The sequence below is a fragment of the Escherichia sp. WS338 genome, from assembly GCF_046486405.1.
GTDB classification, from domain to species: domain Bacteria; phylum Pseudomonadota; class Gammaproteobacteria; order Enterobacterales; family Enterobacteriaceae; genus Escherichia; species Escherichia coli.
The window spans coordinates 32038-58815 of the sequence record NZ_JBJQLL010000006.1; the positions used below are offsets into that span (position 1 = coordinate 32038).

Annotated in this window: 21 protein-coding genes, 1 tRNA gene and 1 pseudogene; 8 read left to right on the top strand and 15 right to left on the bottom strand. The window is 46.7% G+C overall.

Features of this window, described 5'->3' with window-relative positions; genetic code table 11:
- Positions 1-20: 20 nt before the first annotated feature.
- The 3 genes from uxuR to uxuA all read right to left on the bottom strand — a co-directional run bounded on the left by uxuR (position 21) and on the right by uxuA (position 3733).
- Positions 21-794, bottom strand: coding sequence for a Uxu operon transcriptional regulator (gene uxuR / locus ACJHWT_RS06995; RefSeq protein ID WP_000833689.1), 774 nt, complete (start codon positions 792-794; stop codon positions 21-23).
- A 213-nt stretch (positions 795-1007) separates the two neighbouring features.
- Complete coding sequence (locus ACJHWT_RS07000; protein ID WP_000208189.1) at positions 1008-2468, bottom strand: fructuronate reductase; 1461 nt, start codon at positions 2466-2468, stop codon at positions 1008-1010.
- A gap of 80 nt (positions 2469-2548) precedes the next feature.
- A complete protein-coding gene (gene uxuA, locus ACJHWT_RS07005) occupies positions 2549-3733 on the bottom strand; it encodes a mannonate dehydratase (protein WP_000438591.1) in 1185 nt (394 codons plus the stop codon).
- Positions 3734-4072: 339 nt separating this feature from the next.
- Between uxuA and gntP the strand changes: the two genes are divergently transcribed.
- A complete protein-coding gene (gene gntP, locus ACJHWT_RS07010; RefSeq protein ID WP_000558243.1) occupies positions 4073-5416 on the top strand; it encodes a gluconate permease GntP in 1344 nt (447 codons plus the stop codon).
- 173 nt (positions 5417-5589) lie between these two features.
- On the opposite strand, the gene fimH is transcribed toward gntP, so the two are convergent.
- From fimH to fimB, 9 genes are all read right to left on the bottom strand, one after another.
- Positions 5590-6492, bottom strand: coding sequence for a type 1 fimbria D-mannose specific adhesin FimH (gene fimH, locus ACJHWT_RS07015; RefSeq protein ID WP_000832227.1), 903 nt, complete (start codon positions 6490-6492; stop codon positions 5590-5592).
- Positions 6493-6511: 19 nt separating this feature from the next.
- The gene (locus ACJHWT_RS07020) at positions 6512-6955 is read right to left on the bottom strand and encodes a fimbrial protein (protein ID WP_306234496.1); all 444 of its coding nucleotides are present in this window, start codon (positions 6953-6955) and stop codon (positions 6512-6514) included.
- 72 nt (positions 6956-7027) lie between these two features.
- A complete protein-coding gene (fimF, locus tag ACJHWT_RS07025; protein WP_001244823.1) occupies positions 7028-7558 on the bottom strand; it encodes a type 1 fimbria minor subunit FimF in 531 nt (176 codons plus the stop codon).
- A gap of 9 nt (positions 7559-7567) precedes the next feature.
- Positions 7568-10204: a fimbrial usher FimD gene (gene fimD / locus ACJHWT_RS07030; protein WP_000120984.1), complete on the bottom strand. Its 2637-nt coding sequence runs from the start codon at positions 10202-10204 to the stop codon at positions 7568-7570.
- A 66-nt stretch (positions 10205-10270) separates the two neighbouring features.
- Entirely contained in the window at positions 10271-10996 is a 726-nt protein-coding gene (fimC, locus tag ACJHWT_RS07035; RefSeq protein WP_000066560.1) for a type 1 fimbria chaperone FimC, read from the bottom strand.
- 36 nt (positions 10997-11032) lie between these two features.
- Positions 11033-11572 carry a fimbrial protein gene (locus ACJHWT_RS07040; protein ID WP_000824114.1) on the bottom strand — a complete coding sequence of 180 codons (540 nt, stop codon included), beginning with the start codon at positions 11570-11572 and terminating at the stop codon, positions 11033-11035.
- A gap of 64 nt (positions 11573-11636) precedes the next feature.
- Entirely contained in the window at positions 11637-12185 is a 549-nt protein-coding gene (fimA, locus tag ACJHWT_RS07045; protein WP_000695543.1) for a type 1 fimbrial major subunit FimA, read from the bottom strand.
- Positions 12186-12666: 481 nt separating this feature from the next.
- Complete coding sequence (gene fimE / locus ACJHWT_RS07050; RefSeq protein ID WP_000044710.1) at positions 12667-13263, bottom strand: type 1 fimbria switch DNA invertase FimE; 597 nt, start codon at positions 13261-13263, stop codon at positions 12667-12669.
- 477 nt (positions 13264-13740) lie between these two features.
- Positions 13741-14343, bottom strand: coding sequence for a type 1 fimbria switch DNA invertase FimB (fimB, locus tag ACJHWT_RS07055; protein ID WP_000790585.1), 603 nt, complete (start codon positions 14341-14343; stop codon positions 13741-13743).
- Between the two features lie 1455 nt (positions 14344-15798).
- Between fimB and nanC the strand changes: the two genes are divergently transcribed.
- The 3 genes from nanC to ACJHWT_RS07070 all read left to right on the top strand — a co-directional run bounded on the left by nanC (position 15799) and on the right by ACJHWT_RS07070 (position 18686).
- Positions 15799-16515, top strand: a complete 717-nt coding sequence (nanC, locus tag ACJHWT_RS07060) for an N-acetylneuraminic acid outer membrane channel NanC (protein WP_001295734.1) — start codon at positions 15799-15801, stop codon at positions 16513-16515.
- Positions 16516-16534: 19 nt separating this feature from the next.
- A complete protein-coding gene (nanM, locus tag ACJHWT_RS07065) occupies positions 16535-17641 on the top strand; it encodes an N-acetylneuraminate epimerase (RefSeq protein ID WP_001317598.1) in 1107 nt (368 codons plus the stop codon).
- A 64-nt stretch (positions 17642-17705) separates the two neighbouring features.
- On the top strand, positions 17706-18686 hold the full coding sequence (locus ACJHWT_RS07070; protein ID WP_000991418.1) for a sialate O-acetylesterase: 981 nt from the start codon (positions 17706-17708) through the stop codon (positions 18684-18686).
- Between the two features lie 7 nt (positions 18687-18693).
- Here ACJHWT_RS07070 and ACJHWT_RS07075 read toward each other — a convergent pair whose 3' ends face one another.
- On the bottom strand, positions 18694-19344 hold the full coding sequence (locus tag ACJHWT_RS07075) for an HNH endonuclease (RefSeq protein ID WP_001037972.1): 651 nt from the start codon (positions 19342-19344) through the stop codon (positions 18694-18696).
- 136 nt (positions 19345-19480) lie between these two features.
- Between ACJHWT_RS07075 and ACJHWT_RS07080 the strand changes: the two genes are divergently transcribed.
- Positions 19481-20353 carry a phosphorothioated DNA-binding restriction endonuclease gene (locus ACJHWT_RS07080; RefSeq protein ID WP_021539350.1) on the top strand — a complete coding sequence of 291 codons (873 nt, stop codon included), beginning with the start codon at positions 19481-19483 and terminating at the stop codon, positions 20351-20353.
- 44 nt (positions 20354-20397) lie between these two features.
- Positions 20398-20577 (top strand): annotated as a pseudogene (locus ACJHWT_RS07085) (peptidase); the annotation flags it as partial.
- 398 nt (positions 20578-20975) lie between these two features.
- Here the strand turns inward: ACJHWT_RS07085 and ACJHWT_RS07090 are convergent.
- Together ACJHWT_RS07090 and ACJHWT_RS07095 are read right to left on the bottom strand one after the other, a co-directional pair.
- Positions 20976-23012 (bottom strand): hypothetical protein, encoded by a 2037-nt coding sequence (locus ACJHWT_RS07090; protein ID WP_000417002.1) that lies wholly within the window; start codon positions 23010-23012, stop codon positions 20976-20978.
- 689 nt (positions 23013-23701) lie between these two features.
- Positions 23702-23786 (bottom strand) — tRNA-Leu (locus ACJHWT_RS07095).
- Between the two features lie 195 nt (positions 23787-23981).
- Between ACJHWT_RS07095 and ahr the strand changes: the two genes are divergently transcribed.
- Both ahr and ACJHWT_RS07105 read left to right on the top strand, forming a co-directional pair.
- The gene (gene ahr / locus ACJHWT_RS07100) at positions 23982-25001 is read left to right on the top strand and encodes an NADPH-dependent aldehyde reductase Ahr (RefSeq protein WP_001314371.1); all 1020 of its coding nucleotides are present in this window, start codon (positions 23982-23984) and stop codon (positions 24999-25001) included.
- Positions 25002-25130: 129 nt separating this feature from the next.
- Complete coding sequence (locus tag ACJHWT_RS07105; protein WP_001317595.1) at positions 25131-26633, top strand: helicase HerA-like C-terminal domain-containing protein; 1503 nt, start codon at positions 25131-25133, stop codon at positions 26631-26633.
- The last annotated feature ends 145 nt before the right edge of the window (positions 26634-26778 follow it).

Consider the following 26778-nt stretch of genomic DNA (forward strand, 5'->3'; position numbering starts at 1 on the left):
TTTGCACCAGAAATGAGGGATCAGGCGTCGACTTTATCCAGCGGCCATGAATCAAACAGATAGCCATCGAAATAGATGTCATCAACATTAGAGAACTCCAGCAAGCGCTGCTTCACATTCTCCAGATGCTGCCACATTGCCAGCTTCGCCGCTCGGGCATCTTTTTTGATTAACGCGGCGAGGATCTGTTTGTGATCGCCCAACCACTCTTTGCGATACAGGCTGTCATCGAGATGGCTGTGCAATTGGATCCACATCGGATTGTTTTCCCGCCACTGCCAGGACTGACGGAATAGCTCCACCAGCATGCTGTTATGCGTCGCTTCGGCAATGGCGAGATGGAACTGCATGTCACCGCTTTCGCTGCTGCCCGGCGCGCTGGAAGCCAGTTCACGCTCTTCCAGTTGCAATGCCTGACGCATTTTGACGATATCTTCGCGGGTAGCCTGCAGGGCGGCAAACTCGGCGATGTTACTTTCCAGTAACTGACGCGCCTGTAACAGCTCAAAAGGACCCGCATCATTGCAAACGTTGGCCTCCGGACTGTCTGTGTTGTGGCTGCCTGAGCTATCAAGAACATAAATACCGGCACCCCGGCGCACTTCCACCAGCCCTTTGATCTCCAGCATGATCAGCGCTTCACGTACCACCGTCCGCGTGACATCAAGCATTTCTGCAATTTCACGCTCCGGCGGCAGCCGTTCGCCAGGATTGTACGGCGTCTTTATGATCAGATCGCGGATCATCGCCCCAACTTCCTGGTAAGGTCTTTGCGCAGAGGTGGCAGATTTCATGGTGTTGTGTCCGTTAGGTGCGGTTAATCAAATTTTGCCGGATGCGGCGTGAATGCCTTATCCGGCCTACAACGGGCAATTTTACGGCACCCGTTAATCTCAAACTATACCATTAGCACTGGAAGTTGGCACGTACAGGTGGGCAAAAAAACGAAAACTGGTCAACCAAATATGCGTTTGATTGACCAGTAAGTCTGTAGGGTAATCAGTTAGTTACAGCGCAGCCACACACTCGCGCGCACCGCGTTCGCACAGCTGCTGATATGCCGCCGTCACCGCGCCAACAAAGTCGGCATTCTGCGGCAGATCATCGGCAAAGATACCGCTCAGGCCCAGCAGCGCTTTCACGCGGTCTGCGCCCTGATACTGCGCGTTGATCTTCTGGAACTCCGCCAGCATCGGGTCGACCACGTCAATAGCTTTACCCTGCTCATCCACGCCCTGGGTGTAACGCATCCAGCCAGCCACGCCCAGCGCCAGGTGACGCCAGCTACCGCCGTTTTGCAGATGCAGACGCACCGGATCCAGCAGACGCTGCGGTAACTTCTGGCTGCCGTCCATCGCAATCTGCCAGGTACGGTGACGCAGAGACGGGTTACTGAAACGCTCGATCAGCAGAGTCGCATAGGCGTTCAGGTCTGTACCTTCCGGCATCGACAGCGTTGGCGCTTGTTCCTGCATCATCAGGGCAAAGGCCGCTTTGCGATAATCCGGATTAGTCATGGTGTCGGCAATAGTTTCATAGCCGCCGAGGTAACCGAGGTACGCCAGGAAAGAGTGGCTGCCGTTCAGCATACGCAGTTTCATCATTTCGAACGGCACAACGTCTGCAACGAACTGTGCGCCCACTTTATCCCAGTCCGGACGACCATTAACGAAGTTATCTTCAATCACCCACTGACGGAACGGTTCGCAGGCAATGGCGCACGGGTCGTAAACACCCAGCTGGTCAGCAATTTCCTGTAAGGTTTCTGGCGTCGCAGCCGGAACGATGCGGTCAACCATGGTGCACGGGAAGGTGACGTTTTCTTCAATCCATGCCGCCAGTTGCGGGTCACGCGCCTGAGCCAGCCCAAGAACGGCAACCTTCGCCACATGACCGTTTTCACGCACGTTGTCGCAGGACATCACCGTAAATGCTTTCAGCCCTTTTTCACGACGCAGACGCAGGGCTTCTACGATGTAACCAATCGCAGACTTCGGCGCAGTCGGGTTTTCGAGATCGTGCTTGATCAGCGGGTTATTGAGATCCAACTGACCGCTTGCCGCATCGGCACAGTAGCCTTTTTCCGTGACCGTCAGAGAGACAATCGCCGTCTGCGGACGCGCCATCGCGTTGAGAATACCTTCGCAACCGTCGATTTCCGGATGCAGCGCTTCTTTCATCGAACCGATAATTTTCAGCTCGGTGCTTTCCGCGCCTTTTTCCGCCACGGTGTACAGCAGTTGCTGTTTTTTCAGGTTTTCGATCAGCACGCGGTCGTTGCCTGGCATCAGGTTAACTTCGCAGATACCCCAGTCGCTGTCGGTACTTTCCAGCAGATGATGGGTATACAGCGCCTGGTGCGCGCGGTGAAACGCCCCGCAACCGAGATGCACAATGCGTGATTCCAGACGAGAATGATCCCATGACGGGCGGGCAACCGGCAGATTGCTGTCAACAATAGTAGTCATCGTAAACTCCAGAATCCGTCTTCAGAGAGTGACGGCAAGGAAGAAGGAACCGGCACGGCGCGCAGCCATGCCGGTGGATATTAACGGCTAAAGAAAGCGCGCTGGATCGCCAGTTCGACACCGCGAACTTCGGCCAGGCCTTTCAGACGACCAATTGCGGAGTAACCAGGATTGGTTTTCTTCTTCAGGTCGTCCAGCATCTGATGACCGTGGTCCGGACGCATCGGGATCAGGTCTTCTTTGCCTTCCGCTTTACGACGGTGTTCTTCTTCAACAATCGCTTTCACCACTTCGTACATATCAACGTCACCGTTCAGGTGCGCCGCTTCGTGGAAGGTTTTCGGGTTATCTTCACGCATGGTGGAGCGCAGATGGGTGAAGTAAATACGCGGACCGAACTGCTTGATCATATCAACCAGATCGTTGTCAGCACGCACGCCGTAGGAACCGGTGCACATGGTGAAACCGTTCGCCATGCTGTTTACGGTATCAACCATCCACTGCATATCTTCAATGGTGGAAACAATGCGCGGCAGGCCGAGGATCGGGCGCGGCGGATCGTCCGGGTGAACCGCCATACGCACGCCAACTTCTTCAGCAACTGGAATAATCGCTTTCAGGAAGACAGCAAAGTTTTCGCGCAGTTTGGCTTTGTCGATATCTTTGTACAGCTCCAGGTGCTTACGGAACTGGTCGAGGGTATACCCTTCTTCCGCACCTGGCAGACCGGCAATGATGTTACGGGTCAGACGCGCTTTGTCTTCGTCGCTCATGGTGGCGAAGCGAACAGCTGCCTGAGCAATTTCTTCTTCGGTGTAATCCGCTTCCGCGCCTGGACGCTTCAGGATATGCATTTCGAATGCAGCGAATTCGATCTGGTCGAAGCGCAGAGCTTTGGAGCCGTCTGGCAGCACGTATTCGAGGTCAGTACGGGTCCAGTCGAGCACCGGCATGAAGTTGTAGCACACGGTGCGAATGCCGCACTGCGCCAGGTTGCGCAGGGTCTGCTGATAGTTAGCAATCCACTGCTCATAGTTGCCAGTGTGGGTTTTGATATCTTCGTGAATTGGTACGCTTTCAACGACAGACCACACCAGGCCTGCGTCTTCAACGATCGCCTTGCGTTTGAGGATCTCTTCTACGGACCATACTTCGCCGTTCGGGATATGGTGCAGCGCGGTAACCACGCCAGTTGCGCCCGCCTGACGGACATCAGCTAAAGAAACCGGATCGTTTGGGCCGTACCAGCGCCAGGTCTGTTCCATGATTTTTCCTCTTTCACATAGTGGGTTCCACAGCAAAGAGACGTGGAGCCCCGGAATTGTTTAGGTATCCGGATGAACAACCAGACCGCAGCCGTGGCGTTGCATCGGATGAGATGGCGTATAAGTTCTACCTTTTGGTAAGACATGTCAACCCGAAATCTGAAATTGGTTAACCACATCACAAGAATTTCACTCTCCTGGTTGTTGCTGCAAATTGCAGCAAAGGGTAATCGATGGTTATTGATCAGAGGATGTGACATTCATCGCAACAATGGTTGACCAATTTACATAACATGTCGCCCAAAATAACAACGGTTCAACCAGGTAAGGTAAAACGTTATGCATGTGCTTAACATTCTCTGGGTGGTATTCGGCATTGGCCTGATGCTGGTACTGAATTTGAAGTTCAAAATCAATTCGATGGTGGCTTTGTTGGTGGCGGCGCTGTCCGTCGGGATGCTGGCCGGTATGGATTTGATGTCGCTGCTGCACACCATGAAAGCAGGTTTCGGCAACACGCTGGGGGAACTGGCGATCATCGTGGTGTTTGGTGCGGTCATCGGTAAATTGATGGTCGACTCCGGCGCTGCTCACCAGATAGCGCATACCCTGCTGGCACGTCTCGGCCTGCGCTATGTTCAGATATCAGTGATTATCATCGGACTTATTTTTGGTCTGGCGATGTTCTATGAAGTGGCCTTTATTATGCTGGCGCCGCTGGTTATTGTTATTGCCGCCGAAGCTAAAATTCCGTTCCTGAAACTGGCGATCCCGGCAGTAGCAGCTGCCACTACCGCACATTCACTGTTCCCACCGCAGCCGGGTCCGGTGGCGCTGGTGAATGCTTATGGCGCGGATATGGGGATGGTTTATATCTATGGCGTACTGGTGACGATCCCAAGTGTCATCTGCGCAGGTCTGATCCTGCCGAAGTTCCTCGGCAATCTTGAGCGCCCAACGCCATCATTCCTGAAAGCAGATCAACCGGTAGATATGAATAATCTGCCCTCTTTCGGCGTTTCGATTCTGGTGCCGCTGATCCCGGCGATCATTATGATCTCTACCACCATCGCCAATATCTGGCTGGTAAAAGATACCCCTGCCTGGGAAGTGGTTAACTTTATCGGTTCCTCGCCGATTGCAATGTTTATTGCGATGGTGGTTGCATTCGTACTCTTTGGCACCGCGCGTGGTCATGACATGCAGTGGGTGATGAACGCTTTTGAAAGCGCGGTGAAAAGCATTGCAATGGTGATTCTGATCATCGGTGCGGGTGGCGTGCTGAAGCAGACCATCATCGACACCGGCATTGGCGACACCATCGGCATGTTGATGTCCCACGGCAATATCTCGCCCTACATCATGGCATGGCTGATCACCGTACTGATTCGTCTGGCGACGGGTCAGGGTGTCGTTTCGGCGATGACCGCTGCCGGGATTATCAGTGCTGCAATCCTTGATCCAGCAACCGGTCAGCTGGTTGGCGTGAATCCGGCGCTGCTGGTGCTGGCGACGGCTGCGGGTTCCAACACCCTCACGCACATTAACGATGCATCTTTCTGGTTGTTCAAAGGTTACTTTGACCTGTCAGTAAAAGACACGTTGAAAACCTGGGGTCTGCTGGAGCTGGTCAACTCCGTGGTTGGGCTGATTATTGTGTTGATTATTAGCATGGTAGCGTAAAAGAACACCGGAGCCTGCCAATGGCAGGCTCAGTTCGGATTGTCGGCAAAGTGCGCTTTGTTTATGCCAGATGCGACGCTGACGCGTCTTATCTGGCCTACAAAGGGCTAACGTGCAGGTTTTTAGCTTCAGGTAATATTGCGTAACTGCATTAGCAATGTCCTGTGATTTCTTTATTGATAAACAAAAGTCACGCCAATAATCGATTGCACATTCCCTGCAGTCACCTGCCCACCGGTACGTGCGTAATTTGCCGTTAATCCCAGACTTACCGCCGAAGTCCCTACTGCTCCTAACGATACCGTGTTATTCGCTGGAATAATCGTACCGTTGCGCGTCAACTGTACGCCGACGCCCTGTGCTGGTGAAAACGAGGCGGTATTGGTGAAAATCGAGTTGCCCGCATCTGCGGTTGTGCCGGAGAGGTAATACCCCAGGTTTTGGCTTTTCGCACAATAAACGGTAAGAGGAATCGGCACCGAACCGGGATAGTCCGGCAGAGTAACGGTGACATCACGAGCAGAAACATCACAGCCGCCAGTAGGCACCACCACATCATTATTGGCGTAAATATTCCACACAAACTGGAAATCATCGCTGTTATAGTTGTTGGTCTGTCGCAAAATTAGCACGGCAATTAATGAGCCAGCTTTAATCGCCACCCCGCCCGCACTGCTCACAGGCGTCAAATAAAGCGCCACCGGCCACGGCTTATCCGTTCTCGAATTATAAACAACGCGCGGCGTTTCGCTGGTGGTCGGAAATGGATAGCTACTGCCACTATATTTTACGGTCCCGGAAAAATTAGATAACACGCCGCCATAAGCCGAGCCTCGTTGCAGTGTGACATAGTCTGTAATGGTTTCCGGATAATCGTTATGGCAAAAGATTTGCGTCGAAAGATCCACGACCAGGTTTTGCCCCACATTCACGGCGGGCGCAAGGTTTACATAAACATTGGCGCTGCCACCGCCAATAGGGATAGCGGTGCCATTGGCGGTTTTACAAGCGAATGACCAGGCATTTACCGACCAGCCCATCAGCAGTACAGCAAACAGGGTAATAACTCGTTTCATTACAATCATCTCTTCGGCTTCAGCTGTAGGTATAGGTGATGCTAATTACTGCCTGAATGGTTCCCTGAGTGGCTCCGCCATTTACCGTCAATGCTCTGACCTGTAACGGGAAGTGCGCTGATTGTGAGGAATCATCCACCTGAACTGTTTTGGTTGCGCCACTATTCAATGTGTTGCCACTGTCATCCTGTAGCTCTAACTGGATGTTTTGCGCGGTCCCCTGGTTTTTATAATATCCGGTACTGTCGGCTGCCCCGCTGAAGCTGGCAGTGACCCTCGACGTTCCCACCGGACAATTAGTCAACTCAAGCGCAACATCATGCCAGGCCGATGCCGCCCCGGCAGACATCAGACTGAAAGAATAAAGATCGCCGAGATCTACCGTGGCATTGGTGGTGGAAACCGTGCACGGTTTGGCGACGACCTTACCGTTCACCGTGATGGTGACATCGGCTGCCTGTATCGTCGCACTTGCGAGCGCCAACATTGCCGCCAATAAATACCCACGTTTGCGCCATTTCATGAGCATCTCCAGTTACTGATATTCAAGAGTGAAGGTAGCCGTGGCATTGATATGCCCCGCAGTGACAGGCACCTGTGTCGCCATTAGCCGGGCGTAAAAATTCAGCGTATTTGGTTTACCCGGCGTCAGGGTCGTCCACGAAATCGCGGACGATGGGGCATTAAGGGGTATCTGATTTTGTTGCTCATTCAGAAGCTGTATTCCCAGTCCCGCAGCCGCTGACACCGTATTTTCAAGTGCAAGCAGGTTGGCATTGTGGCTATCTGCAACACCGGTAAACCCAACTTTTACGGCAGAAACGGCATTACCACAGGGTGACAGCAAAATACGAAATGGAACGACAGGAGTCGTCGCGCCAATGTTGTTAAATTGCTTCGCCGCGTTTTCCATCAGATCAACAGTAAAATTGGTTGATTCAGCGGCCACACTACAGCCGTTATCTCTGACATAGCCGCGGATAGTAATCGTGCTATCCGCAGCCAAAGCGTGACTCACCGCCAGCCACAAAAAAGCGCACAGAAGATAAAAAGGTTTGTTTCTCATCACGCCCCCTTAACGACATTCAGCTGATAGCTGGGTTAATAACTGCTGCTGACTCTCTGGTGGCAGTTGATAATTGGCGACACAGTGAGCATTTTCCTCTTCTCCCCATTTCACCTGAACTTTTCCCGCTAAAGGCATTCCGCTGAGGTAAACCTGACCATTATCCGCAACAATGCCGCTACTCTGGCTACTCTCTGATGTCACCATCGCCCCAAACGGCAGCGGCTTATTATTGTGGGTTAGCGTCATGAGCAGTTTTATCCCAACGCGCGCTTTAAACTCTGCTCGCACGATCGCCCCACGGGTGGGAACAACGTTAGCGACCGCGTTATCTAAATCGACGTTATCAGCCAGGGTATTGGTATCCAGCGCTACTCTGTTTTCCCGATATTCAGTGGCATAAGGCAGCACGGCATAACCGCGCCAGTCGGTACGCACCCCCGTCTGGTTTTCGACTTTTGCATCTTTTGCGCCAGGCGCTTTAACAAGCACCACCGTATCGTTTAACGGCTGCCCCAGCGTTACGCCATTGGCATGAGCCAGTACCCCACCGCTGACTCCGTAATAGAGCTGCTTAATATCATCGCTATGGCTGTAACCGATGTTGGCATTGCCGTAACCACCGCGATAATTCAGCGTGGCGTAGCCTGTACTTCCGCTATTACCATCACCTCCCCCGGCGTAACCGGTTTGCACGCTATAGCTGAGGTTGTTGTCTTCCAGCAACGTACCGTATACACCGGCCAGATTGGTCATCCGACCGTTGAGATCGTGTGACATGCTGTAACTGGCACTGGCATGTCGCCACTGAGATTTACTGTCAGAACGCAGCCAGTGGCTGAAAGGAATATTGACGTTAAGCGCTAACATCTGATCCCGTCCTTTTTGCCAGGCGTTTTTCGTCAGGCTATAGCTGAGCGTCCAGTTGATATCTTCGAATGCAGTATTTAAACCAGCCTGGAATTGCTCATCGACATTATTCGTTCCCCAATAAGTTTGATGGCTACCACTCAAATACAGTGTTGATGTGCGCCCGAGTTGCTGAGTAACGGTGAGCTGTAATTTCCCGCGTTTGTTATAAGCGAGATTGTAATAGTCGGTGAATTTCGGCTTAACCTGAATAACTCCATCCTGTGTTTCGATGTTGTAGCCATTCATTCGACTGTATGTTGTGTCAGCGAAATTAAAATACCCACTGGTCGAATAACGGTAACCCACTAACTGAATATTCGTGCCTGACTCATTGAGCGATTTGTTATAAAGAAAACGCACCGATTGTCCGTCATGCTGACTGTCATCGGGAAGTGTGGAATTAGCCTGCGTCATATCCACAGACAGAGCGCCCAGTGCCCCCATGTTTTTCCCGATACCGAAATTAAACGCACGATAACGATCCGCCAGTTGCGTTCCACCATATATTGTCCAGCCAGCCGGAAGGCCGTGGAGTAATGTACTCTGGAAAAAGCGGGGTTTTTCCTGCTGCGCATTTCCACTACGGTATTCTCCTGCCGTAATGGAATAACGTGTATGCCCTTCACGTTGCAAAAGCGGGACTGACGAATAGGGTACGGTAAAGATCTGCGTGCTGCCGTCAGCCTCTTTAATTGTTACCTGCAAGTCACCACTATTACCTGCGGCATAGATATCGTTGATGGTAAAAGGCCCCGGCGGCACCGTACTATTATAAATGTCATACCCATTTTGTTTAATAGTGACCTGTGCAGTACCACGAGCAATACCGTGGATCACCGGGGCAAATCCTCTTTGGCTATCGGGTAACATATTGTCATCTGAGGCCAATTGTGCGCCGCGAAAGTTAATACCATCGAAAATATCGCCCTGGGTATAACCATCACCCAGCGTCAGCCGGGAACGTAACGGAATTATGTCTCGCTCAAGCCAGGTATTGATATGTTGCCATTTATTTTTGCTACCTGATGAACTGTCGCTACTGTTATAACTCCAGGTGGTATTGTCGCGTAAACGCCACGCACCAATATTTAGCCCACTCTGTAGGTTTAAATATGCATAATGGCTGTTACTACCAATCCGATTCTGTACACTATTTCCGCTGAAATTATAATTGAGTAAGCCGGCATTAATACCGGGATCCCACAACTCAGGAGGAATATATCCACGCGCGCGATTACTCATAAATGCCTGAGGGATCGTCAGGTTGAGTCGCTGCTGACCAACATCTAAATGCGCAGTAGCGTCATGGATCATTGAGGTTAATGGCACGCAGGCATCATCCGCCAGCAGATTCATACCGGAGACAGAAGCCGTATTCAGCCCCATACTGGCAAGTTGCGCGCGTGTCAGGCAGGGAACAATCCCTTGTTCACTGTCGCCCGTATTAAATGTGACATCACGCGTTGCCATATAACCATTATTCAAATAGATATCGACACGATACGTCCCTGGCGGTAATTCTTGCCCATTCTCAAAACGCGATAAATCAGCCACAGCCTGGGGATCATCCGCTAAAAAACGCGGGTTAAAATAGAGTTCGGCAGATGACAAAGGTGCCTGTACGGCAAAAGCACAGGCAACAAAGAGCCGGACAAAAAAACCAGCCAAACGATGCTTACGAATATGCAAGCATTGTGTGTTTCGCTGGTAAAGTCTTAAATTCAGATATGACATTATTCCTCCGGTTTAAAATCACCCGGCAGTCAATTCTTTTTATTCAGGCGAAAAATCCCCCCTGCGTTATTCCATTACGCCCGTCATTTTGGGGGTAAGTGCGCCATAATCATTTATTGTTCGGTAAGTAATATTGCTTCCTGCATCAGAAGGCAATTTAACCGTGCTTTCGCCCATTGGAGGCACCAATGCATTTTCAAGAACCCGGGTTCCGGCATTCAACTCTGTTACCGTCAGGTAATAGGGTGTCGGGTTAATCAGCGTCAGAGAATTCGCGCTACGACGAAATCTTAATTTTTCTGCGGCCTGATCGGGTGGCAACGCTAATTTAGCCGGGCGATAGTACAGTTTAATGCGGCTGATAATTGCGAGCTGTAGCGTATTCTCAGTCAATTTTGATTTATCCATTGACGGAATCGCTTTAACGTTCATCCAGAATAAACTTTCCCGATCCTGTGGCAATTGGTTATTTGTTGCATCAAGAATACGTAAGGTATTCTCTTTTTTTCCCTTCATCGCAAACAGAGGTGGCGTCACGATAAAACGACCATCCTTTACACCATCGGCATTTTCCACCCATGATTGAATTAAATAGGTGCTATTTTCATCATTATTTGTCACGGCAAGTTGCACTTGTTTTTGCCCCGCCGGATAAATTACGCGGGTCGCACCTAAGGCCACTCCCGCTTCAGCGCGTCCGGCAACCATCATTGCCATGAACATCAGGATACCTGCCAGCAAGCAGAATGTTATTTCCTGCGATTTCCTTACATTGACGTTTTTATTACTCACTGTCCTGTTCCTGTTATCACATTATCTGCTGAACAATTACTGATAGGTTAAAGAGAACCAGGCCTGGGCATTGGCGATGCCGCCAGTAACCCGACGCCCGGTAGCACGATATTTGGCGATGAAATGTAGCGAAGTAGAGCCTGAGTAAAGCCGTTTCCAGTTTGCTGGAGGACGATTAATCGGTACGAGGTTTCCTTCATCATCAAATAACGCTACGCCAATATTGGTGGCTATCCCTGGCCCCTCTCCCACGGAAAGCACATCCGGATTTTTACCATCCGCGACACCGTGAAACGCCACACCCACACGTTCACTCACCACCGTGCTACATTCCCGTAAATGAATAACAAAAGGCACCGGTGCGCTATCTTCCCCTACCGCATGAAACCGGTTACTGCTGATTTGCCCCATATTGACCGTCATTTGTTTATCGCCAGCTTCAATCCGGCAAGTTTCCGCAATAATGACGCCCTGAAATTGCATATTTCCGCCGGGCAGCGTGGTATTCCATTTATTTCCGGCCAGAGCAAACATTGGCAGCAACGACGCTAACAGAAATAATCTCTTCCTTTTCATCGTTATTTTTATCGCACAAGGGTGGGCATCCCTGCCCGTAATGACGTCCCTGAACCTGGGTAGGTTATTGATACTGAACCTTGAAGGTCGCATCCGCATTAGCAGCACCTGGGGTTGCGGCACCGGTTGCAAAATAACGCGCCTGGAACGGAATGGTGTTGGTTCCGTTATTCAGGGTTGTTTCTGAACTAAATGTCGCACCGTCCAGCGCCAGCGCAGCACCCGTTCTGTCCAGGATCTGCACACCAACGTTTGTTGCGCTACCCGCAGCTGAACTCTGCAGAGCCAGTACATCAGTATGCGTAGCATCAATTGCCGTACCTAAGAAGGCAACAGCGGCTTTTGTGGCAACAGTGGTATCGCAATCATTCAGCTGAATGTTAAAACCAACGGCAGAGCTGGTTGCTCCAGCCTGCTTCAGGCTAGCGGTACGAACCTGGCCCAACTGAACGGTTTGATCAACAGAGCCTGCATCAACTGCGCAAGCGGCGTTAACAACTTCCCCTTTAAAGTGAACGGTCCCACCATTTACCGTCGTAGTATCGGCCAGAGCCGCTGCGGAACTGAGGGACAGAGCCGACAGAACAACGATTGCCAGAGTTTTAATTTTCATGCTGCTTTCCTTTAAAAAAACTATTTCTAAATCGACATGGGCAGTCGTTCTGTACACTTTGTTTTGTCAACGAGTTTGACTGCCAACACTGCACAGTTTTCCCCCAAAAGATGAAACATTTGGGGCCATTTTGACTCATAGAGGAAAGCATCGCGCACAAACTTTTTCAGTTTATTTGTTGGCTTAATATTCTATTGTTATCTTTATTTATAGATTTTTATATTGCATGAGGTGGTTTTTGGAGAGAAGAATGAGGAAGATGCGTCGAGCCACAGAAACGTTAGCTTTACATATAGCGGAGGTGATGTGAAATTAATTTGCAAGAGAAATAATTTACATATCAAACAGTTAGATGCTTTTTGTCGTTTTTTAATATTTTTATGCTTGAGAAAAAATACGTAACTTATTTATGATATGGACAGTTTTGGCCCCAATTGTCTTGTATTTATTTGTTTTTTAACTTTATTATCAATGAGTTAAATCAAATCTCTTCTCTTTTTAATTTTTCGTTTATGAGATTATTTCTTTCCCATAATCCGGCAAAACGAGCAGCATTACTGGCGGTATAACGTACAGTATGGCGAATATTTCGATGCCCGAGATAATCCTGAATTAAACGGGTATCGGCACCACGCTCCGCCAGTTCATAACCGCAAGCATGCCTTAACATATGAGGATGAGTCTGCGTTACGGTTCCAGCTTCAATACCTGCATCGCGAATAATGCGATAGGCCTGCTGGCGAGAAAGCCGACTCCCGCGGCGAGAAATAAATATAGCGTCGGTCCGGTCAGCGCCTTTCCAGTTAGCACGTTCCTGGGTCCAGCGTTCCACGGCTTCACGCTCATCAAAACGTAACGGGTGAACGGTAGAAAATCCGTTCTTCAGTCGGCGAATATTTATTCGACCTTCATTAAGGTCAAGATCCTGATAATGCAGATCAAGCAGTTCACTAATACGCATCCCATGCCGATATGCCAACAGAATAAGACAATAATCTCTGGCTCCCGTTGCCCCGTAACAAACCGCCTGCATCATGGCCTGAACTTCTTTACCGGTAAGATAACGACGTTTACTCACAATAGTAGTACTCCTGACTGAGATATATTTGAATGAATACCTATAGGAAACCTCAATCGGTCAAAATTAGCCCAATAGATAAAAAGATAACCACACACGAAGTGATGTGGCTATCAGTCAATTACATTAAATATCATACAAAAATAAAATATCACTGATGTGACAACATCTATTTTCATTGATTTGATTCAATATAACAATAGATTGCAGAAGATTAACTTCCAGTTGCTTAAAAAATAAAGAAAAAAGTGTGGAAACAGGAGAATTTAAGTGATGTGTAAATTTATGAATGATTTTGTTTATTTATTTTGAAGAACATAAACCATTGGATTTTGTATGGGTATGGTTAACTTAATGTTTATTATGATAATTAAGAATCACACTTACAATAACATCAATTAATAAATGGTTAATAATTTTTGATATATCGTAAGAATAATGTAGTTTTTAACACCATCCCTGGTATCTCAACTATCTCTATAAAACAGCGTGACGCTGTCGTCCTCTGGCTCTATCCCAGATGCCGTAAAAACGCCCTGCATTGCTGGCGGTATACCAGACAGTATGACGAATATTGCGATGCCCAAGATAATCCCGGATAAGTCGCGTATCTATTCCCATATTCGCCAAAGCAAAACCACACGAATGGCGTAACATGTGCGGATGAATCTCCAGTGACAACCCGGCATTACCACCAGAAGTCGAGATAATATGGTAAAACTGTTGCCGAGAAAGCGGATTCCCCTTACGTGATAAAAATACCCACTCGCTCTCAGCATGCGGATAAGAAGTACGGATACTCAACCAGTTTTTTAAAGCCTGAACTTCTTTGTTTAATAGCGGGTGCGTTGTTGAAAAGCCTTTTTTTAATCGATGGATATATATACACTTTGCCTTAAGATCAATATCCGAAATCCTCAATCGACAAATTTCACTCGCCCGGAAACCATGAATAAAACAAAGCAAAGTCAGACAATAATTACGTGCTGCATGAGGCCCGGTATTTGCTGCTTTAAGGAGTGATTCGATTTCACTATGGGTCAGGAAGTTCCTTTTTTTGTTATCAGCCTTATTCTTCATCGTTTTCCCTTATAATTACAGACGCGCACTAGCTGTGCTGGGTTAGCAATAATCCAACATTTTTATCCTGATTATGTTTATAAAAGCGAACGTTTGCTTAATAACTAACGTAAGTGGACCAGTTCTTCTGAGCGAACTTAAATGGAGTAGCGATAGTTACTTATAATAACTTTGCCATACAAACGCCATGCTCTTGCATGCTATGTACCTTTATATATTTATCAATCTGATACGAATCGAATAATAACCCTCATCATTAATGCAACTAATCTTATCTATATATCATGTGATATGTTCTGTAACAAGTAAAATCAACATAAAAAATTCAGCAAAATTTAATATTCGTTCAACTAGCCGTCTCACATATGACATTATTAGTCAACTGCATTTGCCACAAAATGGCTATTTCATGGAACGCAGTAATTTCTTAGTGGCTATTATCATGCTAATTCTTAGATCCCTAGCGATTATTCCTGCCTGGTTCGTCAGCTTAGGCCATGAGATTGTTACATTCCCTTTTATCCTGGAGATATGGGGGAACGCAGGCGACGCTTTTTCATCTACATCCGTTGGTAACTATGGCTTTGGTCACTACGACTTAAACCTTCCTCAATCACAGCTATTCGCCGGGCGATACGGCAAACAAACTAAGTGAAACATCATCCTTAAAACACCAACATCAACAAGCCTCTCCAGATCGACATCAGGAGTGACCAGTTACAAGCCACAAACCAAGAAACATATTTCATGATGAGAATTATGCTCAGCCTGATGGCGGGTAAACACTTATTTTCACCAAGCTCACTGAGTTAGCTTGCAAAGCTTTCTTTGTTTAGATTCTAAATAAATTATTTATAAAACAGACACTTAAAAGAAAATCTTTAATTTTTGAAGACCACCGCAAGTGTTCGTCTGGCTTCACATGGCATCTGCCTCTTAGAAAAAGATCGACATATTTTGTGACACGAATTGCAAATCTGGTTTTGTTGTATGGATTGCGTGATTTTTGATCTGGTATAACAGGTATAAAGGTGCACCAAGATAGTCAATGAGACAGGGCATCTCGCAATCTATGGCAAACATCACTTCAGTTCTTTCTCATCGGGTGATGAAAACGCACTTCAGTCTGAAAGGAATATGAAAATGAGATCAACAGACACTCTATTTTTTGACTCTGGGTAAAATGGATTGAGTAAGCGATATAGCTTACGAACATTCAAATCAATTAAACATCAGAAGAGATTTTATACTCAGGTATTTAATCTGGCTCTCTGTTTATTTAAATAATGTGAAAAGAGATTTTTCACAGGAGACCTTATACAAAAAAATATAAAATACAGCTACCGGTTGCCAAAGACACTATAAGCCTGGCAAAAAAAATATTACACAACATAAATGCTAATTGTTTATGCGGGCTTTGTATTGCTTTCTGTATCCTACAAATGAGTGAAATTTATGAAAAAGGCTAAAATACTTTCTGGCGTATTATTACTGTGCTTTTCGTCCCCATTAATTTCTCAGGCTGCGACACTGGACGTACGTGGTGGATATCGTAGTGGAAGCCACGCCTATGAGACTCGACTCAAAGTCAGTGAGGGATGGCAAAATGGATGGTGGGCAAGCATGGAAAGTAATACCTGGAATACCATTCATGATAATAAAAAGGAAAATGCCGCACTCAATGATGTTCAGGTTGAAGTTAATTACGCGATTAAACTTGATGATCAATGGACGGTGCGCCCGGGAATGTTAACGCATTTTAGCAGCAATGGCACACGCTACGGACCCTACGTAAAACTGTCCTGGGACGCGACAAAAGATCTTAATTTTGGCATTCGCTATCGTTACGACTGGAAAGCTTACCGACAACAAGACTTATCCGGTGATATGTCTCGTGATAACGTTCATCGTTGGGATGGATATGTCACTTACCATATTAATAGTGATTTCACCTTCGCATGGCAAACGACGCTATACAGCAAACAGAATGATTATCGCTATGCAAACCACAAGAAATGGGCGACGGAAAATGCCTTTGTTCTACAATACCATATGACGCCCGATATTACGCCATACATAGAATATGACTACCTTGACCGTCAGGGTGTTTACAACGGCAGAGATAATTTATCGGAAAACAGTTATCGCATTGGTGTGTCATTTAAACTGTAGTAGACAGGAGACAGTCACAATGAATAAAACAATAACGGCGCTTACTATCATAATGGCTTCATTTGCCGCAAACGCGTCTGTATTACCGGAAACTCCTGTGCCATTTAAAAGTGGTACCGGAGCAATTGATAACGACACTGTCTACATTGGTTTAGGTAGCGCAGGTACGGCATGGTACAAGCTGGATACACAGGCCAAAGATAAAAAATGGACAGCGTTAGCTGCATTCCCTGGCGGACCAAGAGATCAAGCAACCTCGGCATTTATTGATGGCAATCTGTATGTGTTTGGCGGCATTGGCAAAAACAGCGAGGGCTTGACTCAGGTATTTAATGACGTACACAAATACAACCCCAAAACCAATAGCTGGGTTAAATTGATGTCGCACGCACCGATGGGCATGGCAGGCCATGTGACTTTTGTACACAACGGCAAGGCTTATGTTACTGGCGGTGTTAACCAGAATATCTTCAATGGCTATTTTGAAGATCTCAACGAGGCTGGAAAAGATTCAACCGCTATAGATAAAATCAACGCTCACTATTTTGACAAAAAAGCAGAAGATTATTTCTTCAATAAGTTTCTGTTGTCTTTTGATCCCTCAACACAGCAATGGAGTTACGCTGGCGAATCTCCCTGGTACGGAACGGCTGGTGCGGCGGTTGTGAATAAAGGTGATAAAACCTGGCTTATTAATGGCGAAGCCAAACCAGGATTGCGAACGGATGCCGTATTTGAACTTGACTTCACCGGTGATAATTTAAAATGGAATAAGCTTGATCCCGTCTCATCACCAGATGGCGTCGCTGGCGGTTTTGCGGGGATAAGCAATGATTCTCTTATATTTGCCGGAGGGGCCGGATTCAAAGGTTCACGGGAAAATTACCAAAACGGTAAGAACTATGCGCATGAAGGCCTGAAAAAATCATATAGCGCTGATATTCATCTTTGGCATAACGGGAAATGGGATAAATCGGGCGAATTATCGCAAGGTCGGGCCTACGGAGTATCATTGCCCTGGAATAATAGTTTATTAATTATTGGCGGTGAAACTGCAGGCGGCAAAGCGGTGACGGATTCAGTTTTGATCTCTGTGAAGGATAATAAAGTCACAGTACAAAACTAATGCTTCAGGGCCCCAGTAAAGGGGCCCTGCTATCAATTTATCATTTCAATTACGCGAAAATTATATGAACGCAATAATATCGCCCGATTATTACTATGTTCTTACCGTTGCTGGTCAGTCTAATGCCATGGCGTATGGCGAAGGACTGCCATTACCGGACGGGGAAGATGCGCTTCATCCCAGAATTAAACAATTAGCGAGATTTGCGCATACGCATCCCGGAGGCCCGTCATGTCACTTTAACGACATTATTCCACTGACTCACTGCCCACACGATGTTCAGGATATGCAGGGTTATCACCATCCTCTGGCAACGAATCATCAAACACAGTACGGCACCGTTGGCCAGGCACTGCATATTGCACGGAAATTACTGCCCTCTATTCCTGATAATGCAGGGGTTCTCATCGTTCCGTGTTGCCGTGGCGGATCGGCTTTTACCGCGGGCAGCGAAGGGACATATTCAGAACGGCACGGAGCCAGCCATGATGCTTGTCGTTGGGGATCGGATACTCCGCTATACCAGGATTTAGTCAGCAGAACGCGAGCCGCACTGGCAAAAAATCCGCAGAACAAATTCCTCGGCGTATGCTGGATGCAAGGCGAATTTGACTTAATGACCAGTGACTACGCGTCACACCCTCAACACTTTAATCATATGGTTGAAGCCTTTCGTAGGGATCTAAAACAATACCATTCTCAGCTTAATAATATTACTGACGCACCGTGGTTTTGCGGCGATACCACCTGGTACTGGAAAGAAAATTTCCCTCATGCGTATGAAGCGATTTATGGCAATTATCAAAATAATGTTTTAGCCAATATTATTTTCGTCGACTTCCAGCAACAAGGTGAAAGAGGACTGACGAACGCGCCTGATGAAGATCCGGACGATTTAAGCACGGGATATTACGGTTCAGCGTACCGGTCACCGGAGAACTGGACGACGGCACTGCGAAGCAGTCATTTCAGCGCGGCAGCCCGTCGGGGGATTATTTCTGACAGGTTTGTAGAAGCAATTTTGCGGTTTTGGCGCGAAAGGTGAGCGTTCATTAATTTGATTTATTTGCATCCATCAACGCTTTTAACTCCTCCGGTGAAAACGGTGGTTTGCGTCGGTGCAGCATCGCATGGCAATTAGGGCACACAGGCAGCAAATCATTAACTGGATCCAGCTGGTAATCCTCTTTAATGGCTGAAAGCGGCACCAGGTGATGCATATGGATAAAGCCTTCAGCGATATCACCATAGATCTTCACCAGATCAACGCCGCATACGTTGCACTGGCATCCATGATATTCGACCGCTTTATCTCGGGCCTTTTTATCGCGTTCATAGCGGTTTACTGTCACCTTTATCGCCGCACCTTCAACGTATGTCTCCTGCGACGGCAACTCATCCGGGAACAGAACGTTGGCTATGGGAGCCGCAGCGGCTTTATCCTGATGAATATGAAATCCCTGCTCTATGAGTAGTTTGACGCATTTAGATTTTATTCCGCCGGTGAAATCCGCAGGGGTAAATTGCGTCCCCGTCATCAATGTCGCTGCGATGCCAGCAATCGCCTTCGAGGGGTAACGTCGGCCATGATATTCAATCTCATACAACCGCGCAGGCTGGAACTGATGAGTTTCTCCCGCATCCCATAAATGGATAGCTTCGATGATATACCGCCGCGGAAGATGGTCGGGAAGTTTATTCATGGGGAATATCCTTATACGTTCTCAGAACAGGCAGCAAAAAAACAAATGAGATCAAGGTAATATATCTTCACTTGCAGGCTTGAACAGCAGAAAATTTGCGAGCATGATCGCAATTATTTCACTGCCAGGGATATCAATGGCTTCCAGTAAATCGCTACAGCAGGCAATTGCCAATATAAAAATCTGGCACAAGGGTGAACAGCGCGCGCCGCATAAGCCATTGTTATTGCTATACGTATTAGCGGGATACCTGAATGGACATCCGCGCCTTTTCGATTATGGATCGGAAATCTACGAACCTCTGCACAGTTTACTGGAACGTTTTGGGCCACAGCGTTCACAGTACCGACCTGATATGCCGTTCTGGCGATTACAAGGCGACGGATTCTGGCAATTACACAATGCCGAGCTTTGCTCAACAGCAGGGAGCAGCCGACAACCGCCAGTGAAAGAACTGAACGAATACCACGTTGCAGGCGGTTTCGATGAACAGCACTACGCCCTGGTAACCGGCAATAAAAAACTCATCAATACTCTGGCGCAACAGATACTCGAAGCGCACTTCACCGAGAGTATTCAGGAAGAAATTGCTGACGAGCTGGGTTTTGATCTCCAGCAAATCCGTAAACAGCGCGACCCGTTATTTAGCAAAAATGTATTACGCGCTTATAACTACCAGTGCGCGATATGTGGCTTTAATATGCGCCACGACGACACCACCGTCGCGCTGGAAGCGGCGCATATTAAATGGAAACAGCACGGCGGTCCTTGTGAAATTCCTAATGGCCTGGCGCTTTGCGCAATTCACCATAAAGCCTTTGATAAAGGATCGATTGGCCTGGACGAAAATATGCGGGTACTGGTATCAGATGCGGTAAACGGCGGAGGGATCGTTGAGAGATTATTCTGGGATTTTGACGGGAAAACTATTGCGTTGCCGCAGGTGCGTAAAAATTACCCTTATGAGGTGTTTGTAGAGTGGCATCGGAAAGAGGTTTTTAGGGGGTGAGGTTGATAACTATCGCAGTATGTTCAATATTGCTGACATAATCAGTGCAGGATCTTGCCGCTAGTTTACAACTCGCCTTCGATAGCGGCGCAAAACGAGTTCTGTTGCCGATATCCTCGGCTATGGATATTCCAACAGTTCCGGCAGAGTTGTTTACCAAGTTTCAGGTAAGTTTTTACTCAGAACCGGTTGATGCGGTTTATAAGGCGCTGGATGTGAATTAACACATTCCTCAGCTTATTTACAAAAGGATTATTCCCATTTGATATAATATCAGTGCCAATTTACTTTTTTCAATGGAATATATCTCGACTAAATAACAATAAAACTTATCGCTAATGGATTAAATAAACAATTTTCTAATTCATTTCACCACCTTTGATATAGAAATTGATGGTGTTGTCGCTGCCATTGCTTATGGTGATGATAAAATCCACGTTTCTGGATCGTTGCGTAGAAAATCATCACTACCTTGATATTTTGATGCGATATAATCATACCGTTCCGTAGTACCAATTTCAATTTCAGGCTAAACCCCAACATTAAAAAAATTAGAGTTATTCACTGATTATATTATCAATAATATAATCAGTGAATAACATGAACTATATAATAAATTGCTCTAATCATTTCCCTTACGAATATATGGGCCAAAAGTCCAAGAATCATAATAAGGGTGATGGACTAATTTTTCATTAAATCGAACACTATAAGTTAATTTTTTTATATTTTTACGTACAGCATTAATACTGGGCAAAGAGGAAAGATAATCTATAAACTTATCGATAGTGATTTCCCCTTCGCAACACTCAAACCCATCAATGATATTTTTCGCCATTTTTCCATTTTCATTTGTTTGATATATCACTCCAGGTATTCGTTGAAAAAAACTAGATAATGCATATTTGTCCGCTACATATATATCATCCACATGATATTTCCCACCGAGCATAGTTGTAGTAACAATAAGCTTATACACACCTTTGGGTTGCCATGTTGATGGTAGTTCGAATTCTTTAATGATCACATCAAGATGATTAAGATAATGTTCAGAAATTCGATTTATTTGTTGAAAATAAGAACGCATAAATTTATTATTATGATCATGTATTAATGAGCTATCTCCAACGATGTTATACACTTGCTGATAGTACTTACCATAATATATTGGTTGACCATTTGATTTTAGTTCTGTAAAAATCAAACAATCATCCAGGAGAATCACGCAATCGCACTGATAATTAGCATGAGCATCAATTGGAGAAGCTTTAATCCCCGCATCACGAACTTGTTTTATAAATTGTTGTTCATGAAATCGCCCTTTACTTGCTTGAGAAATTTTTTTGGAACCAAATAATGACATTAGAGAGCGAGTCACTGAGCTATTTGCTATTAATGCAGGCATTAAGCATAAACCGTCCATACAGGGAATAAATGGGCAATCATTAAGATCATGTGATTTTGAATTGAAGGTAAAATAATCTATCAGTTTTTTTGCTGCATCTGCTGCAATCCCCTTACGTTGAAAGAATGATAACCAACTCTCACGGCTTTTTATGATCAGCCAGCGATCCAACTGTAGGGGTATAGGTTTTGTCGATGAAAATCTTTTGCTCATTTCTTCTTTAGATAACTCGACTAAACATTGATAAGCGTGCACCCAATTAAATAATGATATATTCCCATATTCTTCATGAAGGTCATCAGGAGACATATTTTCCAACTCGCTTAGATGAAATGAGCTAAAAACGCCATCAGAATTTAAGTAAGATGGCATATGATCCTTTACCCAACTATTTAGATGAAAATGTTTGTTACTAAATTCATGAACTTCGCTATATAGATGTGACGCTCTCATCATTAGTCTATTTCTTGCAATCTCATAATCTCGGTATAAACAAAAACTATCAACCTCAAGAGAGTAAATGTTATTATCCAATTTTGTAAATACTGCACTACTTAGTCTGAAAAAGTCTCTTACTCTGCTTAATGAGTCAAAAACATTCCACTCATTAAGGTACCCTCCCATTGAAAGCAAGGTTTGTTTATTCACACAAGAAGTTAGTTTCAATGGCCCATGAGTCCGTAAATAAGAAAATATTCTTCCGGTGTAATTGGCTACCTCATCAAATGCCCTATCGATAACTCGAAAATATTCGATATCAGGTTCAGCATGAATATTAATATTTTCAGAAACGATAAATAATGGAAAAATCCTCTTCATTTTTTTAGGATCATTGACCACAACCAAGGATGATAATGATGATAAAAACATCTCACAAAACATGATGAGATTAAGTATTAATGCATGTGATTTTTTTGTATTTTTACGCCAAATACCAGCACATTTTGTAGCCGCAAAGAAAGAATTATTTATATCATGCATAATTTTACATTGACTCTCGAACTCAGAGATTAGTTCAATGTTATCAGGAAATGAGTTTACTAGCTCATTAATACATTTTTTGAATGTATTGTTATACTCAACTTCAGTCTGAACTGAAAATCTATTATAATAGATGGAAGATATTCTCAGCACATCCAAGGCGATATCTATACTAATATCATTTCTTTTTATGTACTCACAAAAAAAAGAACAAAACTGTTTCGGGTCGTTAGCAAGATTACTAATTCTAGTGGTATCATAAACTTTTTCCATTTTTCCATACATCCTATTGTCTAAATTACTATAAAACTAGCCACTTAACTAATAATTATAAATTTCATCTTTTACACCTTGCATTTTTATAACCAATGAAATCTACAACAAGCAACTGATGGATAATCCGATATTGGTCGCATTTAATGGCATGGTAGCAAAGTTTTCATCACATACCTCCTTTGCACCAGAATAAACGCCAGAGATCTGAAATTGCGAGTACACTACAGAAATTGTACTGCCGGTCCCATCAGCATAAAACCATAGTTACACAGGTAATCATCATTATTCGCCAAGATAATAAATATTATTCGGTAGAATAGCGTTCTCAGGTGGTCAGTAAAATTGTCTTCAACAAGATGTCTGCGCATCTCGTCTGCTAGCCCTACATAACTGCTCTCGACCGAAACTATTTATTGAATGTTCACCAAGGTGGGCGTGGAGACAAAATGACGTCTTTTGATATTAGCTACCTGAGCCACATGGTCAAAACGTTCAAGTAGCATACCGAAACCACCCTGCCCACGTAATGTGGACGATGCAGCTTCCAGCCAGAGCAAACTTGGGACCATCGACTACAAAATGAAGAATACTGAACTGCTTTTCTGGCAGGCCTATATACTGCACGGATATGGGTGATTTCAGACACAAAAAAAGCCGCTCTTGAGCGACTCGATTTGCATACGGTGTGGTGCCGAAGGCCGGACTCGAACCGGCACGTATTTCTACGGTTGATTTTGAATCAACTGCGTCTACCGATTTCGCCACTTCGGCACTGAAGAGGTATGCGGAAAACGTTGTGGATTATACCTGTCGCACGCCACCATGCAAGCGCCAGCTTGCTCGCACCTCGCTAAGTGCTGAAATTTTCAGCATTGCATACAGCGATGTGTAACCTTTGTCACACTCCAGGCACCCCGCCCTGCCATGCTCTACACTTCCCAGACAACACCAGAGAAGGACCAAAAAATGTCGATGATAAAAAGCTATGCCGCAAAAGAAGCGGGCGGCGAACTGGAAGTTTATGAGTACGATCCCGGTGAGCTGAAGCCACAAGATGTTGAAGTGCAGGTGGATTACTGCGGGATTTGTCATTCCGATCTGTCGATGATCGATAACGAATGGGGATTTTCACAATATCCACTGGTTGCCGGGCATGAGGTGATTGGTCGCGTGGTGGCGCTCGGGAGTGCCGCACAGGATAAAGGTTTGCAGGTCGGTCAGCGTGTCGGGATTGGCTGGACGGCACGCAGCTGCGGGCATTGCGATGCCTGTATTAGCGGTAATCAGATCAACTGCGAGCAAGGTGCGGTGCCGACGATTATGAATCGCGGTGGCTTTGCCGAGAAGTTGCGTGCGGACTGGCAATGGGTGATTCCACTGCCAGAAAATATCGACATTGAATCTGCCGGACCGCTGTTGTGCGGCGGTATCACGGTCTTTAAACCGCTGTTGATGCACCATATCACTGCCACCAGCCGCGTTGGGGTAATTGGTATTGGCGGGCTGGGGCATATCGCTATAAAACTTCTGCACGCAATGGGATGCGAGGTGACAGCCTTTAGTTCTAATCCAGCGAAAGAGCAAGAAGTGCTGGCGATGGGTGCCGATAAAGTGGTGAATAGCCGCGATCCACAGGCACTGAAAGCACTGGCGGGGCAGTTTGATCTCATTATCAACACCGTCAACGTCAGCCTCGACTGGCAGCCTTATTTTGAGGCGCTGACGTATGGCGGTAATTTCCATACGGTCGGTGCAGTTCTCACGCCCTTGCCGGTTCCGGCCTTTACGCTGATTGCGGGCGACCGCAGCGTCTCTGGCTCTGCTACTGGCACGCCTTATGAGTTGCGTAAGCTGATGCGCTTTGCCGCCCGCAGCAAGGTTGCGCCGACCACCGAACTGTTCCCGATGTCGAAAATTAACGACGCCATCCAGCATGTGCGGGATGGTAAGGCGCGTTATCGCGTGGTTCTGAAAGCCGACTTCTGATCCCTTTGCCGGGTGCCTGTCGCCCGGCACTTAAATCTCTTTGGAAGGCGTCTCGCAATCTGCTGAATTTAGCGGTGAAGAGTGCGCAGCCGTTGCCTATACTCCAGGCAGGAAACTGGAGGAAATCTCATGAGCGAACCCCTGTTAATTGCCCGCACGCCGGACACAGAACTTTTTTTACTGCCGGGAATGGCTAACCGTCACGGGCTGATTACTGGCGCAACGGGGACGGGTAAAACCGTTACGCTGCAAAAACTGGCAGAGTCTCTATCTGAAATCGGCGTGCCGGTGTTTATGGCCGATGTGAAAGGTGATTTAACGGGAGTAGCGGAGGAAGGTACTTCTTCGGAAAAACTGCTCGCAAGGCTTAAAAATATCGGCGTAAATGACTGGCAACCTCATGCTAATCCGGTGGTGGTGTGGGATATCTTTGGCGAGAAAGGCCATCCGGTGCGGGCGACGGTTTCGGATCTTGGGCCGCTGTTGCTGGCACGACTGTTGAATCTCAACGATGTGCAATCTGGCGTGCTGAATATCATTTTCCGCATTGCTGACGATCAGGGATTGTTGCTGCTCGACTTTAAAGATTTGCGGGCGATTACCCAGTACATCGGCGATAACGCCAAATCCTTCCAGAATCAGTACGGAAATATCAGTAGCGCATCGGTTGGTGCCATCCAGCGCGGATTACTGTCGCTGGAACAGCAAGGCGCAGCACACTTCTTTGGTGAGCCGATGCTGGATATCAAAGACTGGATGCGCACCGATGCCAACGGTAAAGGCGTTATCAATATCCTCAGCGCCGAGAAACTTTATCAGATGCCGAAACTGTACGCCGCCAGCCTGCTGTGGATGCTTTCAGAGTTATATGAACAATTGCCTGAAGCGGGCGATCTGGAGAAACCAAAACTGGTGTTTTTCTTCGACGAAGCACATCTGCTGTTTAACGATGCACCGCAGGTACTGCTGGATAAGATTGAGCAGGTGATAAGGCTTATCCGCTCGAAAGGCGTGGGCGTCTGGTTCGTTTCGCAAAACCCGTCAGATATTCCGGATAACGTGCTCGGGCAGCTCGGTAATCGCGTTCAACACGCTTTGCGGGCTTTTACGCCCAAAGATCAGAAAGCAGTAAAAGCTGCGGCGCAAACCATGCGGGCCAATCCGGCGTTTGATACCGAAAAGGCAATCCAGGAACTGGGGATCGGCGAGGCGTTAATCTCGTTTCTCGATGCGAAAGGAAGCCCTTCAGTGGTGGAACGGGCGATGGTGATTGCCCCCTGTTCACGAATGGGGCCGGTGACGGAAGATGAGCGTAATGGCTTGATTAATCACTCCCCGGTGTATGGCAAGTACGAGGATGACGTGGATCGGGAATCCGCCTATGAGATGTTGCAAAAAGGCTTTCAGGCCAGTACCGAGCAGCAAAATAATCCTCCCGCGAAAGGGAAAGAGGTGGCGGTGGATGACGGTATTCTTGGTGGATTGAAGGATATTTTGTTTGGCACTACCGGACCACGCGGCGGGAAGAAAGATGGTGTGGTGCAAACAATGGCGAAAAGCGCCGCCCGCCAGGTGACGAATCAGATTGTGCGTGGGATGTTGGGGAGTTTGCTGGGGGGGAGAAAAAGGTAAGTCAGGTGCGATTTGTCTTTGCCTGATGCGACGCTGGCGCGCTTTATCATGCCTAAACTACTGCAATATATTGAATTTTCATGATTTTTCAGGCATGAACGAAGCACACTTTGCTAACAATAATAAAGGGAGCTTTCGCTCCCTT

What these genes read in the sequence shown, in the direction of transcription:
- fimH (WP_000832227.1), bottom strand. Translation starts at nt 6,492, where the DNA reads ATGAAACGAGTTATTACCCTGTTTGCTGTACTGCTGATGGGCTGGTCG.
- ACJHWT_RS07000 (WP_000208189.1), bottom strand. Translation starts at nt 2,468, where the DNA reads ATGACTACTATTGTTGACAGCAATCTGCCGGTTGCCCGCCCGTCATGG.
- fimA (WP_000695543.1), bottom strand. Translation starts at nt 12,185, where the DNA reads ATGAAAATTAAAACTCTGGCAATCGTTGTTCTGTCGGCTCTGTCCCTC.
- fimF (WP_001244823.1), bottom strand. Translation starts at nt 7,558, where the DNA reads ATGAGAAACAAACCTTTTTATCTTCTGTGCGCTTTTTTGTGGCTGGCG.
- nanC (WP_001295734.1), top strand. Translation starts at nt 15,799, where the DNA reads ATGAAAAAGGCTAAAATACTTTCTGGCGTATTATTACTGTGCTTTTCG.
- fimD (WP_000120984.1), bottom strand. Translation starts at nt 10,204, where the DNA reads ATGTCATATCTGAATTTAAGACTTTACCAGCGAAACACACAATGCTTG.
- uxuR (WP_000833689.1), bottom strand. Translation starts at nt 794, where the DNA reads ATGAAATCTGCCACCTCTGCGCAAAGACCTTACCAGGAAGTTGGGGCG.
- fimB (WP_000790585.1), bottom strand. Translation starts at nt 14,343, where the DNA reads ATGAAGAATAAGGCTGATAACAAAAAAAGGAACTTCCTGACCCATAGT.
- ACJHWT_RS07070 (WP_000991418.1), top strand. Translation starts at nt 17,706, where the DNA reads ATGAACGCAATAATATCGCCCGATTATTACTATGTTCTTACCGTTGCT.
- nanM (WP_001317598.1), top strand. Translation starts at nt 16,535, where the DNA reads ATGAATAAAACAATAACGGCGCTTACTATCATAATGGCTTCATTTGCC.
- ACJHWT_RS07080 (WP_021539350.1), top strand. Translation starts at nt 19,481, where the DNA reads ATGGCTTCCAGTAAATCGCTACAGCAGGCAATTGCCAATATAAAAATC.
- ACJHWT_RS07075 (WP_001037972.1), bottom strand. Translation starts at nt 19,344, where the DNA reads ATGAATAAACTTCCCGACCATCTTCCGCGGCGGTATATCATCGAAGCT.
- ACJHWT_RS07040 (WP_000824114.1), bottom strand. Translation starts at nt 11,572, where the DNA reads ATGAAAAGGAAGAGATTATTTCTGTTAGCGTCGTTGCTGCCAATGTTT.
- ACJHWT_RS07090 (WP_000417002.1), bottom strand. Translation starts at nt 23,012, where the DNA reads ATGGAAAAAGTTTATGATACCACTAGAATTAGTAATCTTGCTAACGAC.
- ahr (WP_001314371.1), top strand. Translation starts at nt 23,982, where the DNA reads ATGTCGATGATAAAAAGCTATGCCGCAAAAGAAGCGGGCGGCGAACTG.
- ACJHWT_RS07105 (WP_001317595.1), top strand. Translation starts at nt 25,131, where the DNA reads ATGAGCGAACCCCTGTTAATTGCCCGCACGCCGGACACAGAACTTTTT.
- uxuA (WP_000438591.1), bottom strand. Translation starts at nt 3,733, where the DNA reads ATGGAACAGACCTGGCGCTGGTACGGCCCAAACGATCCGGTTTCTTTA.
- gntP (WP_000558243.1), top strand. Translation starts at nt 4,073, where the DNA reads ATGCATGTGCTTAACATTCTCTGGGTGGTATTCGGCATTGGCCTGATG.